A 19,356-nucleotide genomic window follows, 5' to 3' on the forward strand; every position below is an offset into this window, starting at 1 on the left:
TTAATAAAATCTTACTCGGAAAATACTTCCTTGTTTCTCATTGTCCATTACTGTAAGAGATGCATGATGATTGTCCAAAATCTGCTTGGTCACCATGATACCAAGACCCGTACCCTTTTCCTTCGTTGTTAAGAATGGTTCACCCAGTCTATCTTTAAGTTCATCAGGCACACCTTCGCCTTCATCGATCACGTCTATTGTTAAAGTATCAGCCTGGTAAATATGAACCTGGATAGTTCCTTCTCGCTCCATGGCTTCAATTGCATTCTTTATTAAGTTAATAAAGACTTGCTTAATTTGTGAGCGATCACAGTTTGTCACATATTCTTTAACATCGGACTTCAAATCAATATTAATATCATACAACCTAGCTTGAGTTTTCATCAATAAACAAACTTCTTTAATTAATGTAGGGATACATTCGGGTTTGAATTGTAATTCAGATGGTTTAGCAATATATAATAATTCCGAAGTAATAGATTCAATCTTTTCGACTTCATCTTTCATTATATTAAAAAATTCATTTTTATCTTTAACGTCGTTTTCTAATAATTGCAAGAATCCTTTAATAGACGTTAGTGGGTTTCGGATCTCATGAACGACACTAGCCGCTAGTTGGCCAACAGAAGAAAGTTTCTCAGAATTCATTAGCATTTTACGTGCAATTTTTAATTCTGAGATATCATTAATAACGGCAATGTAGTAAGTTTTGCCTTTAATATTATCATCAACTTTGCCAATATACGATTTAGTGTAAATAATCTGATTGTCTTGATCTTTAAAATTTAACTCCAATGACTTTCGATCAAAGCCCAACGATTCAACATTATTTATAAGAAGTTCTTTATCATCTTCTAATAAAAAACTTAACAATGAACTTCCTACAACATAGTCTTTTGAATAACCTAAAATCGTTTCTGCTGAATAAGAACTATACACGATTTTATAATTTTCATCAAAAACAAGTTTTATATTTGTGGAATTTGTATCGAACCATTGGAACACTGAGTTCAACAAATCTTGATCTAGATCAAGCTGAACATCATCATTTACAACTAGCGGATGTTTCTTCATTCGATTATTCCCCCCAAAGAACGACCCCTTATACCCCTAGAATATGTTATATATAATTCGAAATATGACACACTATTCATTTTAAACAAAAATTGTCTGAAAAGCAAAAACGATTTTAAATATTTAGAAATATTACAAGAATGTAAATATCTAATAGTCACTCTTTCTCCACATCTAATAATAGTTTTATATTGAAGATGCTTCTAAAAATTAGATATAATATAAAATTGAAGAAACATTTGGGGCTGGTTACAAGGCTGGTGCTTGTCGCGGTCTTCAAAACCGTCTGGGAGGCGCGTGTCGTCTTCGGTGGGTTCGATTCCCACACAGTCCCGCCATATTTATAGAAGTGAGTGAAATACATGTCTGAAATAACAGGGTATTTAATTATATTATGGGGCATTATCATGATCACCTTATTAGGAATCGGTGGCTTTTTTATGTTTCGTAAATTTCTTAAAAAGCTTCCAAAGGATGATGGTAAGTCTATTATTGATTGGGAAGAGTATTATGTAGAACAGACAATCCATATGTGGAATGAGGAAGAAAAGAAATTACTCAATGAATTAGTAGAACCAGTTCCTCAACTATTTCGCGACGTGGCTAAGCAAAAAATTGCAGCCAAAATTGGTGAAGTAGCATTAAAAAAGAATTACCGAAAGATTACGTTAGATATTATTATTGAAGGCTATATATTAGCAACTCCAAAACGCGACCATAAATTCCTAATCAAACGACTAAATGAAAAAAATATCGACTTTTCAACATATGAACACCTATTAGAAAAGCAATGAGACATCCAAAACTGATGCTCATTGCTTTTCTAGTATTCACTATATTTTAAACCAAAAAGTATGAAGATGTCCGTTCGAGTTTAAACCAATTGAACCATCGTGTTTATCAATTATTTCTTTTGCAATTGCTAAACCTAAGCCACTTCCTCCACTCTTTCTTGATCTCCCTTCATCTAACCTATAAAACCGTTTAAAAATATTTTCACTCTCATGTTCTGGAACTTCGTTACCTTCAGATGTAATAGAAAACACATAACCTTCATTATCAGAAGATCCTTCAATCACAACAGGTGAAGTCCCGGTATGATAATTCAAAGCATTATCGATTAAATTGGTCACCACTTGTTGAATACCATCAGGTTGTATTTTAATTCGTTTTGAATCAATTTGCGTTTCGATTTGAATTTGTAATTGTTCAAATTCTAAATTAAATATGGCGATACATCGATTTATAATCTCGGATATGTCGACTTCTTCTAATTGAATAACACGTTGAGATTTTACGATATCCCATTCTTTTAACTGATCTAATTGATTAATTAATTGTTTGAGATGTTCTGATTCTGAGTGCAGAGATTCAAATATGGTTTGTTCATAATCTAAATCGCCATTTTTTAATGCATACAAATATCCGTTTAGGTTCGAAATCGGAGTTCTGATCTCATGCGACAAATCTGAGATCATTTTCTTTCGTAATTGATTATTACGTTCAAGTTGATTTATTAATTCATTATATTGATAAACCAATTCTCCAATTTCATCATCTGACGTATATTGAACTTGCTCAGGATAAGTTCCTTCTTTTAATTTTTTAGTTGAATGGATCATTTCTTTAATGGGTTTAATCATCGTTTTAGTCAAATAAAAGTGTAATAAACTACCGATTAAAATCGTTAACATTGCAAAGATAATCAAATACTGTAATAACAACGACTCAAAGCGCTCTTGTTGTTGAGTATTAAGATTTCCTAAAGATTCAACTAGCAAACAGGCTGTTTGGTAGATTGCAAAACTGCTCACAATTATAGCTAATGTAATTATGATTAAGTTTAATGAGGTTAAGCGAAATAATAAACTTTTAAATATCGGATTACGGAACAAACTTATACCCCATTCCTCTAACCGTTTGAATTCGCCTTCTTGGTTCTCTTTTGTCATTTAACTTTATTCTTAGTTTCTTAATATGAGCATCAATCGTACGATCTAATACGTCTTGCTCATTATTTGGGTATAGTTGATTTAATAATTGTTCACGTGTAAAAACAGTATTTGGATTAGACATTAGGAAATAAAGTAAACTAAACTCGTGCTTCGTTAAGTCTATTTCTTCCCCGTTGAGCAAAACTTCCCCTTTTCTTACTTTAATACTTAAGCCATCATAAGTGATTTTTTGACAATAATGCCCTGTTCTTCTTAGGACGGCTTCAACATGTGCCATAAGTTCATTTGGGTCGAATGGTTTAGTGATATAATCATCAGCTCCCATTCGAAGGCCACTTATTTTATCGTCAACTTGAGCCTTTGCTGATAGCATAATAATGGACACATCTTGTTCTGTTTCTCTTACCCACTCACAAAATTCTTCTCCGCTTACTTTAGGTAGCATTAAATCTAATATAATAAGGCAAGGCTGATGGTGCAAGAAAACTTCTTTAGCATCTTCCCCATCAGCTGCTTCTACGACATGATACTCATTTTTCTCTAAATATAGCTTAACTAAACGCCGAATCATTTGGTCGTCTTCAACAACAAGAATTGTTTGATCCATCTGATAACACCTCAACTACACATTATACGAAACAACATACCGTTAATCCATCTTTTCGTACTCTTGAATCATCATTTCATAATTCATGGCCCCCATTGATTTATGCCTAATAATACCTTGAGAATCAACAAAATATGATGTTGGGTATGCCATGATTTGATATTCAATTGAGACGTCATCATCTTCATCTATTGGAATTTGGAAAGTCAGACCGAACTCATCTACAAATTCCTCAACATCTTCCATACTATCTTCAGTAGAATATAAATTAACTGCTAGGATTTCTACGTCTTTTTCTTCATAAAACTTTTGCATATCAGGCATTTCGGCACGGCAAGGTGGACACCATGTTGCCCAGAAGTTAAGCATGACTCGCTTACCTCTATAATCTGATAACTTAACCGTTTCACCTTCTAAAGTTTTCAACTCAAAATCAGGGGCCTGGCTACCAACCTCAAGACCAACCTCAGCGTCTTCCACACTTTCATCATCAGGCTCGGTGCTCATCATAAAGCCACCATCATCCGAATTTTCATCTTTCTCCCCTTCATTCGTGGAACCAACTAAATCATAAACAGCAAAACCAAACATAGCGATAACGACTAATAAGATAATATATTTTTTCATGACTGTCCTCCTTTAACCTAGGTTTGCCATCCAAGTATCTTGGACTAGACTTAATAAGAAGCTTGATATTCTTGACATTTGACCTGTGAATAGTAAAACACCCATGATGATCATTAACGTGCCGCCGACTTTCATAATAATTCCACTATATTTTACGATTACTTTTGTGGAGCTAATAAAGAACGTTAAGATTAAAAATGGTAATGCAAATCCAATAACATATAAAATGGTATAGAAAGTGCCTTGGGTCGGGTTACTTGCGGCAACAACTAAAATTGATGCGAAAATGGGCCCAATACATGGCGTCCACCCAGCTGCAAAACCCATTCCTACAACAATCGTTCCTAAGTATCCAGTAGGTCTATTAGCAACATTGAATCTTTTTTCTTTCATAAAGGTTGTAATATTTAACCAACCGGCAACAAACAAGCCCATTATGATAATGATAACTCCAGCTATTCTCTGAATAAATTGACCGGATTCACCTGTTAAAAGTCCTTGTATCCATTGGCCTAAAAACGATACACCGACACCTAAACTAATAAATACTAACGAAACCCCTACCAAGAACAAAATCGAATGTAAAAATAACGTTGATTTTATTTTGACATTGTTGCTTGACTCAAGTTCCTTAACACTGATTCCTGTAATGTATGAAAGGTAAGCTGGGAATAACGGCAGTGTACATGGTGATAAAAAGGATAAAACACCTGCCCCAAAGGCTAACCACAATGTTAAATCTGTTGCTTCAATCATGACGTCACCTGCTTTCTATTATTTATAAACATTAATACGACCCCTATAATCATAAGAACGACAAAAAACCAAGGTGATATTAAATAACCAAACACCGTCGTAAATGGTAATGTCATTGCCAACAACCACTGGCCTGTCCCCCATATGATCAAGATAAGTCCACTTAATAATTGTTTAGATAGGTAAGTATTTAATACAACAAATATAATGGTTAAGGTGACTAATAAAGTTAAGTATCGCCATCCATAAGTATTATCCTGCCAAACTAAATCCATAAATTCATAAAAGAATGAAGCTAAAAGTACAATACCAATCGTCGTATAACTAAATAGTGCTAATTGCACTTTCTTTTGTATAACTTTACGGACGACTAATAATAAAGATATGACAAAGGCAAAATAAAATGCGCTTGAATGACTCGGATACGCTAAGACAACGATTGGATCTTTAATAAATGTAGAAACATTAAAAACGATTTTTCCAATCCAGATTAAAATAATAAAATTAGTAACAAATGACAAAACCTCTTCAATATATGTCTTTTTGGTTTGTTTTGTTTCATCACTAATGATATAAAATGATGCCATAGCTAAAATAAAACTTGCAACGAGTATTGCGACAGAAATTACCGCTGATGTTGCGCTCATATACTCACCTTCTCTTTCTATAAATAATCATAATAAATGTTTATGAAAGTTTGATGAAAGCTAAAATATTTTATCCCAAAGAAAAAAGTTCACGATTAATTAGATCGTGAACTTAGTTTAAATTGATTCATATTTAAGTTTTGCCTTAACTTAATGAATTTTAATAACATAGCAATTCTCCAAGTAAATAACATTCCAAAGGCTAATAAATAAAACATTCCACTAGTTTCACCAACAGATATCCCTTGTCCTAAGTAAATCTTTAAAGCAATCCTTAATAAAAGTAAAAAAATCAAAATAAATATAAATACTTTAGAAGGTTTTAAGTAAATGTTATTTCCCTTGATCTCAAAGTTTGATGTTAATATTAGCAAAACTGAAAAGACCATACCAACTGACAAGGCTTCTAATACTTGCCACCACGATACTTGGAAATATGGGAATAAAAACATTAACGCTCCAGTGCTCATGGCAATTGGAGGTATTATAATTTTTTTAACGGATGCTGGCTTCTTTGACGCCCGCGAACGAACTATTATCATCATAGTCGCCATCAAAACAAACATAATAGACGTCAGAACAGCAAATAATGTACTCTCAAAGAACACCTTTTATACACCTACATCTTCATTGGAATCATCATCTGAATCTGTAGCAATAGATAGAATAATGGTTAGTGTAATCCCAACAACAACTAAATATACACCTAGGTCAAAAATCATAGCAGTTGCTAAATGCTTTTCACCTAAGATTGGAAAATTAAAATAGTCTGATGTTTGAGATAAGAAAGCTTCACCAAAAGCAATAGCTCCAATTCCTGATAACAGTGTGATTAGAAGGCCAACTACAGCAATGAGTCTAAAGTTTATCGGTAAGATCTTTTTAATCTTCTCATACCCATACGTCATGTACATTAAAATAAAAGCAGCTGCTGTTGTCAATCCTCCTATGAACCCACCACCTGGTGCATTATGTCCTGCAAAGAATAAGTATACGGAAAAACCTAATAAAAGAAATGCAATGAGTTGTGTTGTCGTACGTAATATAAGATCGTTTGGTTGGTTCATCTTCATAACTCCTTATTTCTTCACGATTCGATGATACTCTTATTCTAATACAATTAATATATGAAAGACAAATCATATTAAAAACCAGAAAAGCCAAATAGCCCTGCTAAATATTGGGTTAAGTCTCTCATCCAGTCAAAGAACAGTGCAACACCTAAGAATATTAGTACATAACCACCTATTTTTGTAATTGTTTTAGCGTATCGTTTTAACCAATCCAATTTACCTACAAAGAATGATAAAACAAAGAATGGGATTGAGAATCCTAATGAGTAAGCTGTCATTAAGACAACACTAGTTTGTGGTTCAGTAGCAGCAAGTGTAATGACTGCCATTAAAATTGGACCTGTACACGGTGTCCAGCTCATAGAAAATGCCATTCCAATAAATAATGTTCCTATATAACCAGCTGGTCGATTTTTTAATGTGACTTTTCGTTCTTTCATTAAAAATTCGAAATTAAAGACACCTAACATCACAAATCCAAAGAATATGATTAGAACTGCCCCTAATTGGCGAATTAAATCGCGGTAAGTAAGTAAAAAGTCACCAATTAGATAACCTGAAAAACCAAGCATAATAAAAATCGACGAAAATCCAATTAAGAAAAATAAGGTATGTAACATACTACGTTTTCTTAACATAGCATTTTCTGTTTTAAGTTCTTCAACGCTCATCCCTGTTACATAAGATAGAAAAACAGGATATAGAGGTAATACGCATGGTGATATAAAAGACAGAAAACCTGCCCCGAATGCCAAAAATATATTAACATCCATTTTATTACTTCCTTTCACATCAATCTAACACTATCGTATCAAATAAAATCCCGACAGCGAGGATTGATGCTTGACTATTTAGTGAAAATTAAAAAAGAGATAGACCCATCGTCTATCCCCCTTTATTTTTTCTTCTTATTTGGCGTTTCCATTTGTTGATTCATTTGCTTCATCATTTGATTAATTTTCTTCTGTGATGGCTTTTGACCCATTTGCATCATCATGGTACGAAGCATTTGTTCATTAATTGGTGGGTTTTTCTTTAAATAATTCATCATCGTTTTACGCGCAATAAAGAATCCGATGACTAGTCCCACTATTAAAGCTGCAATAGCGATGAGTACGACCCAAATTGTGCTCATTATTAAATTTTCCTCCTTCTAGTTGTCTCTCAATAAGTATATTAAAACATCTGTATTATGACAATAGAGTTTTTATAGAGAATATATTTCTTTACCAGCGAATGGTGTAATCCAACCACATTCAAAAGTTTCAAAGTTTACTGCGAAAATATGTGGATGAAAAGACTTTAAATACTGAAACAGTAATTGATCTAAATCAATAATAGACTGAGCATGTATCGTTAAGACATATTCATCTACTTCAATATTAATAAATTGTCCCTCAACACCGATCATAATTTGATCACGATTGATTTTAAGTGTTAGTTCATGATCAATTGCGTCATTAAGATGTAAATATAAGTCCTTAGTATTAATTTTGTCTAATACTAATTTGTACTGACTTCTAGCTTCTTCAGGATATTCTAGCAATTGTTCATATAAGAAACGATAAACCGTATCAATTTTATAATAAAAATGCTGAGCGTAATCTGACTTAAAAAGATATAAAGAATATTGATACATGATATGTCCCCCTTTTGGGACATATCGTATCAATAATATACAGCGAAATTTGTCAAAGTTTCAGTTGATATTGAAAAACCTTGAATTTTTTACAACATTATTTGCTTAATAATTGTTTTGCCTTTTCAACTACATTCTCAACTGTAAATCCATACTCTTCCATCACTTTGTTTCCTGGAGCTGAAGCACCGTACTTAGAAATACCTAAAACATCTCCGTTAATGCCCGTGTAACGCTCCCAGCCAAATGGTGATGCCATTTCAACTGCTAGTCGCTTCTCGACACTTGATGGTAATACAGACTCTTTGTATTGGTCATCTTGCTGACCGAATAAAAACCATGATGGCATACTTACAACTTGAGCATGAATGCCTTCTTCTTTCAATTGTTCGCTAGCCTTATAAACAAGTTGAACTTCAGAACCAGAAGCTAATAATAATAAGTCTGCCTGATCTTTTTCAGCTTCTTTTACAATATACGCACCCTTTTGAACGCCTTCTTTTGCCTTGCTTGCTGTCTCAGGTAAAATTGGAAGACCTTGTCTTGTCAACACAAGTGCTGTAGGCTCTGTCTCGGACTGAAGAGCAATTTCCCAAGCCGCTTTTGTCTCATTTGCATCCGCAGGGCGAATTAAGTTTAAGTTAGGCATTGCACGTAGTGAAGGTAACTGTTCAATTGGTTCGTGTGTAGGACCGTCTTCACCTACTGCAATGGAATCATGGGTAAATACGTAAGTTGATGGTATTCCCATTAAAGCTGATAATCTAAGTGCAGGTCTTAAGTAATCACTAAATACAAAGAATGTTCCTGCATAAGCATTAACGCCACCATGTAATGTCATCCCATTTAGCGCACATGCCATAGCGAATTCACGTACACCAAACCAAATATTACGTCCTGAATAATCAGGATACTTGAAGTCGTCTTCTTCTTTTAGCGTCGTTTTATTCGAACCAGCTAAATCAGCACTTCCTCCAAATAAGTTTGGAATATTTTGAGCAAGAGCATTTAAAACTTCTCCTGATGCAGCGCGTGTAGCTAATGCTTTTGAGTTTTCATCGTACTCCGGAAGATCAGCATCCCAACCTTCTGGAAGTTCGCCATTAATCGCTTGTTCAAATTCCGCAGCTAATTCTGGATGAGCTTCCTTGTATTGTTCAAATAGATTCACCCAATCCTCTTCAGCTTTTTTACCACGATTAACTGCTTTTTCTTCAAAGTCAGCTTTAACATCTTCAGGTACGTGGAATTCATCATGATCCCACTCATAGTGTGCTTTAGCCAATTGACGTTCGTCATTACCTAAAGGCAAACCATGCGCATCAGCTTTTCCGCCTTTATTTGGAGCACCATAACCAATAACCGTTTTGACTTCGATTAATGTTGGTTGATCTTGATTAGTTCTTGCATCTTGAAGTGCTTTTTCAATCGTTTCCGTATCATTACCGTCTTCTACACGAATGACCTGCCAGCCATATGACTTAAAACGATCTTCTACACTTTCAGAGAATGAACGATGTAAGTCACCGTCTAATGAAATATCATTAGAATCATACATCACAATTAACTTACCTAATTTTAAGTGACCTGCTAATGAGGCTGATTCTTGAGAAACACCTTCCATTAGATCTCCATCACCACAAATGCTATAAGTATAATGGTCCACAACAGGGAATTGATCCGTGTTATATTTAGAAGCTAAAAACCTCTCAGCCATTGCCATCCCAACTGACATAGCAATACCTTGTCCTAATGGTCCAGTTGTAGCTTCCACTCCATCTGTATGACCGTACTCTGGGTGTCCTGGAGTATTAGAACCCCATTGTCGGAAGTTTTTAAGGTCATCCATAGATACTTTATATCCTGATAAATGTAGTAAGGAATAAAGTAGCATCGACCCATGACCAGCTGATAAGACAAAACGATCACGGTTAAACCATGTCGAATGCTTAGGATTATGATTCATGACCTTCGTCCAAAGTGTATACGCCATTGGTGCAGCACCCATTGGCATACCTGGGTGTCCAGAACTCGCTTTTTCAACTGCATCAATTGTTAGTGTGCGAATTGTATTAATTGATTTTTGCTCTACAGTACTCATTTTTTTACCCCTTTCTTCTCCGTTCATACCAGTTACCACCATTAATCCTAAACGGTTATGTAACATCTGGCAAGAATATTTATGAACTAAATGATAGTATGACTCATATGAATCGACATTATCATTAAACATCTATTATATTATAACAAAAAATTTAGCTAAACTCTTTTATATGTAAAATGAAGAACTCCTTAAACAGGAGTTCACATCCTTAATGGTTTTGGTCGCGATTCTTTTCATCTTTTAACTTTTCTGGAGTAACGTCTGAACCTTCAGGGTCTACGACTTTCACTGATTTTAATTGGTTTTTAAAAGACTGTCTAAATGCTTGAAGATACTCTTCTCTAAGCCTTTTTTGCTCTTTCTTTTCTTGATCCGTTAGCCCTTCCGTTTTAGACTTATTGGCTAACTCATTTATGCGTTTAATACGCTCATCTGAAATCATTTATAAAACTCCTTTAATTAGTTTCCTATGTCATTTTATCGTGTGATAGATTTTAAGACAAGTTATTCGAAAAATTACGAACGAATGTTTGCATATGCTGGTTAATATTGCTATAATATGGACAGGATGAAACGTTGGGGTGAATAAATTGAAGAAACTATCTAAAAGACAAAAAGAGATTTTCGATTTTATCGTTGAGAATGTAAATTTAAAAGGTTATCCACCATCTGTAAGGGAGATAGCTGAAGCAGTAGGATTAGCTTCTAGCTCAACGGTTCATGGGCACTTATCTCGTTTAGAAGAAAAGGGATTTATTAGACGAGATCCAACTAAACCTAGAGCGATTGAGATTGTATATGATGATGGAAGTGCTGTTCATGAGAGAGGTGCTATGTATGCGCCGTTAATTGGTAAAGTAACAGCAGGTGAACCCATTACAGCCATTGAAAATATTGAAGAATATATTCCGATTCCTTCAACTGTCTCAGCTACAGAAGATGATGTTTTTGTCCTCTCAATTGAGGGTGACAGTATGATTGAAGCTGGTATATATGATCAAGATTTAGTGATTGTACGTAAGCAAGCAACAGCAATTAATGGAGATATCGTCGTTGCTATGACGGACGAGGATGAAGCGACCGTTAAACGATTTTTTAAAGACGACAACAGATATCGTCTCGTACCAGAAAACCCAACTATGGAACCAATAATCTTAGACAATGTGACTGTTTTGGGTAAAGTGATTGGATTATATCGTGAAATTCATTAATAACATTAAAAGGGCTGTACTCTTTAAGAGAACAGCCCTTCTTTGTCTTTTAAGATTAAAACCCCTTAATACTTTCTCGTATTGAGGGGTCAGAAATATTAATATGAACTTAGGTACTGCTCTCTCTCCCAAGGGTGTACTTGGGTGCGGAACATATCCCATTCGATTTCTTTTGATTCAATAAAGTGTTCTAACAAGTGCTCACCTAGTGCATCTGTGATGATCTCATCTTGTTTTAAATATTGTAATGCATCATACAATGTTGCTGGTAGATCCTGAACACCGTTTGCCTCACGTTCTTGTTTATCCATCACATAAATGTTGCGATCAACTGGTTCTGGCGCTTCAAGTTCATTTTTTACACCGTCAAGGCCAGCTGCTAACATTACTGACATCGCCATATATGGGTTAGCTGATGGGTCGACACTACGTGCTTCAATACGCGTGCTTAAACCTCGTGAAGATGGTACACGAACTAATGGACTACGGTTTTGTCCTGACCATGCCACGTAACAAGGTGCTTCAAACCCTGGAACTAGACGCTTATAAGAGTTTACAGTCGGGTTAGTAACCGCAGTGAAGTTCACCGCATGCTTTATAATTCCAGCAGTGAATTGATAAGCCGTCTTGCTTAATTGCTCTTCACCATTCGGGTCAAAGAAAGCATTCTCTTTCCCTTTAAAAAGCGACATATTAGCATGCATGCCTGAACCGTTCACACCAAATAATGGTTTCGGCATGAATGTAGCGTGCAGTCCATGCTTACGCGCAATTGTTTTTACTACTAATTTAAATGTTTGAATATCATCACAGTGTTTAATCGCATCTGCATATTTAAAGTCAATTTCGTGTTGTCCTGGTGCTACTTCGTGGTGTGATGCTTCAATTTCAAAGCCCATCTCTTCAAGTTCTAATACAATATCACGACGACAGTTTTCACCTAAGTCAGTTGGTGCAAGGTCAAAATAACCACCTTTATCGTTTAATTCCATTGTTGGCTCGCCTTTTTCATCTAATTTGAATAAGAAGAATTCGGGCTCTGTACCAATATTAAAAGCAGTGAAGCCTAATTTCTCCATGCGTTCAAGGTTACGCTTTAAGTTATAACGTGGGCAACCTTCAAACGGTGTGCCGTCTGGATTATAAATGTCACAAATAAAACGTGCTACTTTACCTTTTTCAGACGTCCATGGGAATACGACGAACGTATCTAAATCTGGATGTAATTTCATGTCCGATTCTTCAATACGTACGAAACCTTCGATTGAAGATCCGTCAAACATCATTTGATTGTCTAGAGCCTTATCCAATTGGCTTAGTGGAATTTCCACGTTCTTAATAGTACCTAATAAGTCTGTGAACTGTAGTCGAATGAATCTCACATTTTCCTCTTCAATGATTTTGTAAATCTCTTCTTTTGTAAATTTACTCATGCTTAATGTTTTCCTCCTATTTTTCCATCGAATCTAGTGATAAAACCTTGAAAGGTCTCCTTGATTGATGGATGGTTTATTTAAGTAACCAGATTCAAGAAGCTCGCGTCTTAATAAACGATGTAATTCTTTCTCTGATAAATCTTCTTTGTATTTTGAATCTTGATTGCGCTCTTTCGATTCACCTTCTTGAACTTGGTTTTCCCTCAGTTTTAACACTTGCTTAATTCCAGCTAGATTAACGCCTTCATCAATTAAACGTTTAATTTCAATTAAACGATCAACGTCATAAAAGCTGAACAAACGCCTGTTTCCATCTGATCGTAGTGGTGTCACTAAATTTTTCTCTTCATAATAACGGATTTGTCTTGCACTTAATTCCGTTAACTCCGACACAATACTGATCGGAAAAAGCGGCATCGCCTTGCGATCTTTATAGTCCATTATTGACACCTCCAATTTAATATATAGTATACACTTAAGGTACAAAAGTTGTCAAGGGATGTTAAGAAAGTTTACACATAAAAATAACATAGCAACCGTAATTGCTATGTTAACGTTTTTGAATTTCTTTTTGTAATTGCAAAACACCTTCTGTAATGGCTATTTTGACATGTTCATAAGTTAAGCCACCTTGTACATACAAGGTATAGGGTTCTCTAATCGGACCATCGGCTGTTAATTCTAAACTTGCTCCTTGAATAAAAGTTCCGGCAGCCATGATGACATCATGGTCATAACCTGGCATATAACTTGGGTATGGTTTGACATGAGAGTTGATTGGCGATTGTTCTTGAACTGTTTGTGCAAATCGGACCATTTCTTCCTTATGGATAAATGTTATAGACTGAATCAAATCAGTTCTTGATTCACTTGGGCCTGGTGTTGTTGTGTATCCAAAGTCATTTAATAATTGAGAAGTATAAATCGCACCTTTTAGAGCTTCGCCTACAACATGTGGCGCTAAAAACAGGCCTTGGTACATCTCTTGTAAGCTATTTAGACTTGCGCCTGTTTCTTTTCCCAAGCCAGGTGCAACTAAAAAGTTCGCACACTTATGAATCAAATCCTTTTTACCGACTATATAACCACCAGTTTTAACGATCCCTGCCCCAGGATTTTTTATTAATGACCCAGCAATTAAATCTGCACCAACATCAGTTGGCTCTTTTCGTTCAACAAATTCACCGTAACAATTATCAACAAAAATGATTAAATCATTATTAATCGCTTTTATAAAATCAACCATTTCCTTTATATCTTCAATCGAGAATGATGGTCTGTTGTCATAACCTTTTGACCGTTGAATCGCGACGATTTTAATGTTAGGATTTAACGCCTCTTCTATTCCATTAAAATCGACGCCTCCATTTACCTTCAGTGCAACCTCTTGATAACCAATACCAAAGTCCCTCAGTGAACCATCACCATCAACCCTTTCTTTAATCCCGATGACACTTTCTAATGTGTCATAAGGACGACCAGTGATATACAAAAGTTCTTCACCTGGTCTTAAGTTACCAAATAATGCGGTTGTAATTGCATGTGTTCCAGATACGATTTGCGGTCGGACCAGGGCATCCTCGCTATTAAATACTTGGGCATACAACTCTTCTAATTTTTCTCTACCCATATCATCATAGCCATAGCCAGTTGTTGGGTTAAAATGATGATCACCAACATTTAGTTTACGGAAAGCGTTTAATACTTTTTGTTGGTTATAAGTTACGGTTTTTGATACGTCTGATAGTTCATTTTCGATTTTATGTTCTATTTCAATCATTTGATTAAACATTTTTACGTCACTCACTTTGTAGTTGGTTGTATAATGGCATGTCGGAGTCTATAAAACCTGTTACATGGAATGCATCTTCATCTTCGGCGTATTTTTCTAACTCAACGATCGAATCCTGTTTTAGGCGGTTTAATAATTTTCCTTCACTAGGTGAAATGAATACATCGTAATGTTCCCACTCATCTTTTAATACTTCTTCGATTTTTAATTTTAATTTCGTTAGATCATCATGATTTAAAGCACTTAGCTGAATGCTCGGTTGTGTAAATGGGAAAAATTCTTGGTCTAGTAAATCGGCTTTATTATAAACCGTTAAAATCGGTAAATGATCTGCATTTAGTTCTTTTAATATTTCTTTGACTGTTTTTTCATGTTCGATGGCATCATCATCCGAACAATCAACAACATGTAAAATAAAATCCGCTTCTGTCACTTCTTCTAATGTAGACCTAAATGCCGCAACTAATGTAGTCGGTAACTTCTGAATAAATCCTACTGTATCTGACACTAGTGCGTGAAATCCACTTGGGAGTGTAATCTTTCTTGTTAAAGGGTCTAGTGTTGCAAATAACTTGTCTTCCTCAAGAGATTTCTCGTCTGTTAGTCGATTAAATAACGTTGATTTACCCGCATTGGTATACCCTACGATGGATATTTGAAACGCAGAACGACGTTTTCTGTTTTCACGGTATTGTTTACGTTGCTTAACGACTTGTTCTAAAGACCTCTTAATGTCCGTAATTCTGTTACGTATATGTCTTCTATCTGTTTCTAGTTTTGTCTCACCAGGACCCCTAGTCCCAATTCCACCGCCTAATCGTGACAAAGCTTCACCTTGACCCTGCAATCTAGGAAGCATGTACTCAAGCTGAGCTAATTCAACTTGGAGTTTACCCTCTTTCGTTCTTGCACGCATCGCAAAAATATCCAATATTAACTGCGTGCGGTCGATAATCTTAATATCCCATGTGTTCGATAAATTGCGTGCCTGTGACGGTGTTAGTTCACTATTGATGATTGCAACTTGAATATCTTGATCTTCTATAAAGTGTTTAATATCTTCTGTTTTACCTGTACCGATATAATAAGAAGAATGAATTTGATTTCGTTTCTGTGTGAACGTTTCAATGATTTCAGCGTTAACGGTTTCAGCTAATGCCTTTAACTCTTCCATCGAGGATTGAAATGAACGGTCATCCTCTGTTTGAATTTGGCAACCGATTAATATTGTCCTTTCTTGACCTTCCATGAATGAACTCCTTCAATTACTTTATTGGTTATACTTATATTCTTTAGAATAACATGTTTTGCTCTTTTTAAAACGTGAAACACAAAATAAGCCTAACTCCATGAGATGGGGTTAGGCTTATACCTATCATATGTTAATAAATTATGATTCCAGGTCAATATTTCTAGAAGGAGCAAATGTTGAAATCGCATGTTTGAAAATTAATTGCTGCTTACCTTCTGTTTCAATTAGTATCGTAAAATTATCAAATGATTTAATAACACCCCTTAGTTGAAAACCATTTGTCAAAAATACGGTTAGTGGCACTTTCTCCTTGCGTAACTTATTCAAATAAGTATCTTGTACATTTGTAGAATTAGACATTCATAACTCCTCCTCTATCTATCTGTTATTGTTTACTATTCGATAAATCTTTAATCTTTCCTTCTATATTTTCAAAAATATCTTCAAAAGTTTGCCAATAATTATCCGGATCAACCTTATACCACTCAACATCTGGTATTTTATTGCGATAATAAGTTAACTGACGTTTCGCAAATCGTCTTGTATTTCGCTTAATTAGTCTTATAGCTTCTTCTTTCGTATATTCACCTTTAAAATAGGGAATCCATTCTTTATACCCAATCCCTTGCATAGGCTGAGCACCTTCACCATATGTTTCATAAAGCCACTTGACTTCCTCTAACAATCCATTCTCTATCATATCATCGACTCTTTGGTTAATCCGTTTGTACAACACTTCTCGGTCCATATTAAGACCGATTAAAATAATCTTATAGGGTGAGTCAAACGTTTGATCTTTCTCAATCTCTGATAACGTCTGACCTGAAGTTTCGTATACTTCAAGGGCCCTTATAACTCTCCTAATATTATGAGGGTGTATCTTACTAGCTTGTTTAGGGTCAATTTGTTTTAATTTTTCATAGTAGGGGTCAATGCCGTTGTTTTCAATATCATTTAGTGCCTTTTTTACAAATTCTGAATCTCTTTTGACATCACTGAACTGAAAGTCAAACAGTGCTGAATGAACATAAAAACCGGTCCCACCTACGACAACGGGAAGCTTTTCACGAATTGAAATGTCATTCACACAATCTTTTAAATCAACTTTAAAATCCGCAGCAGAATATTCATCGTACGGTTTCAAGTGATCTATTAAATGATGAGGAATTCCTTCCGCTTCATCTTCTGTTACCTTTGCAGAACCTATATCAAAGTTTTGATAAAACTGCATGGAATCTGCATTAATGACTTCCCCTTTAAAACGCTTAGCTATTTCAATGCCTAGTTTTGTCTTACCTACAGCAGTTGGCCCTATGACACTCACAACTATTGGTCGATTCATAATGGATACACCAATCCTTTACATAATCCGTTTGAACATTCGTTGCAATTCGTACTCACTAAAGTGTATCACAATCGGTCTACCATGAGGACATGTGAATGGATCGTGGCAAGTTCTTAGTTCATTTAGAAGGTAATCCATATCCTGATGATTCAAATAATGATTGGCTTTAATTGAACGTTTACACGACATTAAAATCGCCGCTTCTTCTCTTAACTTCTCAACACTAATTGACCTTCCGTCTATTAAATCTTCTACCATATCTCGAATGATTTGCTCTTCTTCTCCACTCGGAAACCAGCTCGGATATGAACGAACGATATAACTATAATCACCAAATGGCTCTAAAAATAAACCTACCTGCTCAAAAGATTCTATATTTTCTTCGATGACAATGGCTTCCTTACTTGTAAATTCAAATGATAAAGGAACTGATAATTCTTGAACTTCTCTAGATGGCTGGCCTAATTTTTTCTTGAAAAATTCATATTTGATTCGCTCTTGAGCTGCATGTTGATCGATCATATATAAACCTTTTTCGTTTTGAGCTAAAATGTAAGTTCCATGTAATTGACCGATAGGATACATGACCGGCATACGCTCTCGTATCTTAGCTTCATCTTCATTCTCTTTCCGGGAATTAGGATGTTCCACTTCAGGTTTAATAACATCTTGAACACTTGAACCAATTTCTGTATTCGATAAACTTTCGTTAACTTGAAAACCATGGGATAAATCCTCTAACGGTTCACTTGAATTTGGTTCTTTTTGATGATCTAACGGGTCAAAACTCAATTTAGTTTGTTCAGATTTTGGTTTTTCCTTTTTCGCACCTTGTGGGATTAATGTTTGACGGTGCAAGGTTTGATAAACCGTATTTTTAACAATATCGAATAATTCTTTTTCTTTACTGAATCGAACCTCTGTTTTAGCTGGATGAACATTCACATCTACTAAATAAGGATCCATATCAATTTGTAAGACAACAATTGGATACCGGCCAATAGGTAAAAAGGTATGATACCCATCGAAAATAGCTTTATTAATTGCCGGATTCTTAATAAAACGACCATTAACAATTAGCGAAATGAAGTTTCGGTTAGACCTTGTGATCTCTGGTTTTCCAATATAACCCGAGATATTGTAGTCAAGCGAATTGTTTTCGATTTTTAACATGTTTTGCGCTATCTTTTTACCATAGATCTGTTGAATAACCTGAAGGAGATTACCATTGCCAGGTGTATAGAAAATTCGTTTACCATTGTGATAACACTCAAACCTCACATCAGGATGTGATAGAGCCATCTTATTAATGGTCTCAGTAATATGACCCAGCTCTGTATGAATCGTCTTAAGGTATTTTAAGCGCGCTGGTGTATTGTAGAATAAATGTTCTACCGTAATTTCTGTACCTTTTCTTTTCGTATGCTTATCTCGTCCCTTAATCTCTCCGCCATGAACCACTAATTCTGTCCCAGCTTGGTCACCCGTTGACGTCCTTAAAGTCAGTTGACTGACTGAAGAAATACTAGCTAACGCCTCTCCTCTAAAGCCTAGAGTTTTTACACGGAATAAATCGAACTCATCAATGATTTTACTCGTCGCATGACGGAAAAAGGCTTTTTCACAATCATCAGGTGAGATTCCATCTCCGTCATCAATGACTTTGATTGAGCGCAAACCCGCTTCTTCTAATTCAATCTTAATCCACTGACTATGAGCATCTATACTATTTTCTAGTAATTCTTTGATAACTGAAGCTGGACGTTCGACGACTTCCCCTGCAGCAATTTTATTCGAAAGTTCATCTGGTAATTGAACAATTTGCCCCATTTTCAACC

At 35.3% G+C, this 19,356-nt stretch carries 22 protein-coding genes and 1 tRNA gene; 3 read left to right on the top strand and 20 right to left on the bottom strand.

The window, feature by feature from the left end; genetic code table 11:
- Nucleotides 1-1,074, bottom strand: coding sequence for an ATP-binding protein (locus EDC24_RS03835; protein ID WP_124219881.1), 1,074 nt, complete (start codon nt 1,072-1,074; stop codon nt 1-3).
- A gap of 241 nt (nt 1,075-1,315) precedes the next feature.
- Here EDC24_RS03835 and EDC24_RS15115 point away from each other — a divergent pair.
- Nucleotides 1,316-1,412: transfer RNA gene (locus EDC24_RS15115), tRNA-Sec, on the top strand.
- 24 nt (nt 1,413-1,436) lie between these two features.
- The gene (locus tag EDC24_RS03840; RefSeq protein ID WP_124219883.1) at nt 1,437-1,868 is read left to right on the top strand and encodes a DUF2621 family protein; all 432 of its coding nucleotides are present in this window, start codon (nt 1,437-1,439) and stop codon (nt 1,866-1,868) included.
- A gap of 39 nt (nt 1,869-1,907) precedes the next feature.
- Here the strand turns inward: EDC24_RS03840 and EDC24_RS03845 are convergent, their stop codons facing one another.
- The 12 genes from EDC24_RS03845 to EDC24_RS03900 all read right to left on the bottom strand — a co-directional run bounded on the left by EDC24_RS03845 (nt 1,908) and on the right by EDC24_RS03900 (nt 10,924).
- Nucleotides 1,908-3,026, bottom strand: a complete 1,119-nt coding sequence (locus EDC24_RS03845; RefSeq protein ID WP_124219885.1) for a sensor histidine kinase — start codon at nt 3,024-3,026, stop codon at nt 1,908-1,910.
- The gene (locus tag EDC24_RS03850) at nt 2,959-3,636 is read right to left on the bottom strand and encodes a response regulator transcription factor (protein WP_124219886.1); all 678 of its coding nucleotides are present in this window, start codon (nt 3,634-3,636) and stop codon (nt 2,959-2,961) included. Before EDC24_RS03850 ends, EDC24_RS03845 begins: the two co-directional genes overlap by 68 nt.
- Before the next feature lie 42 nt (nt 3,637-3,678).
- A complete protein-coding gene (locus tag EDC24_RS03855) occupies nt 3,679-4,263 on the bottom strand; it encodes a TlpA disulfide reductase family protein (protein ID WP_124219888.1) in 585 nt (194 codons plus the stop codon).
- Nucleotides 4,264-4,275: 12 nt separating this feature from the next.
- Nucleotides 4,276-5,019 carry a cytochrome c biogenesis CcdA family protein gene (locus tag EDC24_RS03860; protein ID WP_124219890.1) on the bottom strand — a complete coding sequence of 248 codons (744 nt, stop codon included), beginning with the start codon at nt 5,017-5,019 and terminating at the stop codon, nt 4,276-4,278.
- The gene (locus EDC24_RS03865; RefSeq protein WP_124219891.1) at nt 5,016-5,666 is read right to left on the bottom strand and encodes a hypothetical protein; all 651 of its coding nucleotides are present in this window, start codon (nt 5,664-5,666) and stop codon (nt 5,016-5,018) included. Before EDC24_RS03865 ends, EDC24_RS03860 begins: the two co-directional genes overlap by 4 nt.
- A gap of 95 nt (nt 5,667-5,761) precedes the next feature.
- Nucleotides 5,762-6,232 (bottom strand): CcdC family protein, encoded by a 471-nt coding sequence (locus EDC24_RS03870; protein WP_124220380.1) that lies wholly within the window; start codon nt 6,230-6,232, stop codon nt 5,762-5,764.
- A gap of 45 nt (nt 6,233-6,277) precedes the next feature.
- Nucleotides 6,278-6,733: a Na(+)/H(+) antiporter subunit B gene (locus tag EDC24_RS03875; RefSeq protein ID WP_124219893.1), complete on the bottom strand. Its 456-nt coding sequence runs from the start codon at nt 6,731-6,733 to the stop codon at nt 6,278-6,280.
- A gap of 77 nt (nt 6,734-6,810) precedes the next feature.
- Nucleotides 6,811-7,512, bottom strand: a complete 702-nt coding sequence (locus EDC24_RS03880) for a cytochrome c biogenesis CcdA family protein (RefSeq protein ID WP_124219895.1) — start codon at nt 7,510-7,512, stop codon at nt 6,811-6,813.
- A gap of 122 nt (nt 7,513-7,634) precedes the next feature.
- Nucleotides 7,635-7,874, bottom strand: coding sequence for a YneF family protein (locus tag EDC24_RS03885; protein WP_124219896.1), 240 nt, complete (start codon nt 7,872-7,874; stop codon nt 7,635-7,637).
- 72 nt (nt 7,875-7,946) lie between these two features.
- Nucleotides 7,947-8,378: a sporulation inhibitor of replication protein SirA gene (gene sirA, locus EDC24_RS03890; RefSeq protein ID WP_124219898.1), complete on the bottom strand. Its 432-nt coding sequence runs from the start codon at nt 8,376-8,378 to the stop codon at nt 7,947-7,949.
- 97 nt (nt 8,379-8,475) lie between these two features.
- Nucleotides 8,476-10,479, bottom strand: coding sequence for a transketolase (gene tkt, locus EDC24_RS03895; RefSeq protein WP_124219899.1), 2,004 nt, complete (start codon nt 10,477-10,479; stop codon nt 8,476-8,478).
- Between the two features lie 211 nt (nt 10,480-10,690).
- Nucleotides 10,691-10,924, bottom strand: coding sequence for a DUF896 domain-containing protein (locus EDC24_RS03900; RefSeq protein ID WP_124219901.1), 234 nt, complete (start codon nt 10,922-10,924; stop codon nt 10,691-10,693).
- A 148-nt stretch (nt 10,925-11,072) separates the two neighbouring features.
- On the opposite strand from EDC24_RS03900, the gene lexA reads away from it, so the two are divergent.
- Nucleotides 11,073-11,693, top strand: a complete 621-nt coding sequence (gene lexA, locus EDC24_RS03905) for a transcriptional repressor LexA (RefSeq protein WP_124219903.1) — start codon at nt 11,073-11,075, stop codon at nt 11,691-11,693.
- A 98-nt stretch (nt 11,694-11,791) separates the two neighbouring features.
- On the opposite strand, the gene glnA is transcribed toward lexA, so the two are convergent.
- The 7 genes from glnA to mutL form a co-directional block, all read right to left on the bottom strand.
- Complete coding sequence (gene glnA / locus EDC24_RS03910) at nt 11,792-13,126, bottom strand: type I glutamate--ammonia ligase (protein ID WP_124219905.1); 1,335 nt, start codon at nt 13,124-13,126, stop codon at nt 11,792-11,794.
- 33 nt (nt 13,127-13,159) lie between these two features.
- Nucleotides 13,160-13,570, bottom strand: a complete 411-nt coding sequence (locus tag EDC24_RS03915) for a MerR family transcriptional regulator (protein ID WP_124219907.1) — start codon at nt 13,568-13,570, stop codon at nt 13,160-13,162.
- Between the two features lie 109 nt (nt 13,571-13,679).
- Nucleotides 13,680-14,921, bottom strand: coding sequence for a methionine gamma-lyase family protein (locus EDC24_RS03920; protein ID WP_245997962.1), 1,242 nt, complete (start codon nt 14,919-14,921; stop codon nt 13,680-13,682).
- Between the two features lie 7 nt (nt 14,922-14,928).
- On the bottom strand, nt 14,929-16,170 hold the full coding sequence (hflX, locus tag EDC24_RS03925) for a GTPase HflX (protein WP_124219909.1): 1,242 nt from the start codon (nt 16,168-16,170) through the stop codon (nt 14,929-14,931).
- Between the two features lie 141 nt (nt 16,171-16,311).
- Nucleotides 16,312-16,533: an RNA chaperone Hfq gene (hfq, locus tag EDC24_RS03930; protein ID WP_124219910.1), complete on the bottom strand. Its 222-nt coding sequence runs from the start codon at nt 16,531-16,533 to the stop codon at nt 16,312-16,314.
- A gap of 25 nt (nt 16,534-16,558) precedes the next feature.
- A complete protein-coding gene (miaA, locus tag EDC24_RS03935) occupies nt 16,559-17,515 on the bottom strand; it encodes a tRNA (adenosine(37)-N6)-dimethylallyltransferase MiaA (RefSeq protein ID WP_124219912.1) in 957 nt (318 codons plus the stop codon).
- An 18-nt stretch (nt 17,516-17,533) separates the two neighbouring features.
- Entirely contained in the window at nt 17,534-19,348 is a 1,815-nt protein-coding gene (mutL, locus tag EDC24_RS03940; protein WP_124219913.1) for a DNA mismatch repair endonuclease MutL, read from the bottom strand.
- Nucleotides 19,349-19,356 lie beyond the last annotated feature (8 nt).

The organism is Aquisalibacillus elongatus (assembly GCF_003843875.1).
GTDB classification, from domain to species: domain Bacteria; phylum Bacillota; class Bacilli; order Bacillales; family Alkalibacillaceae; genus Aquisalibacillus; species Aquisalibacillus elongatus.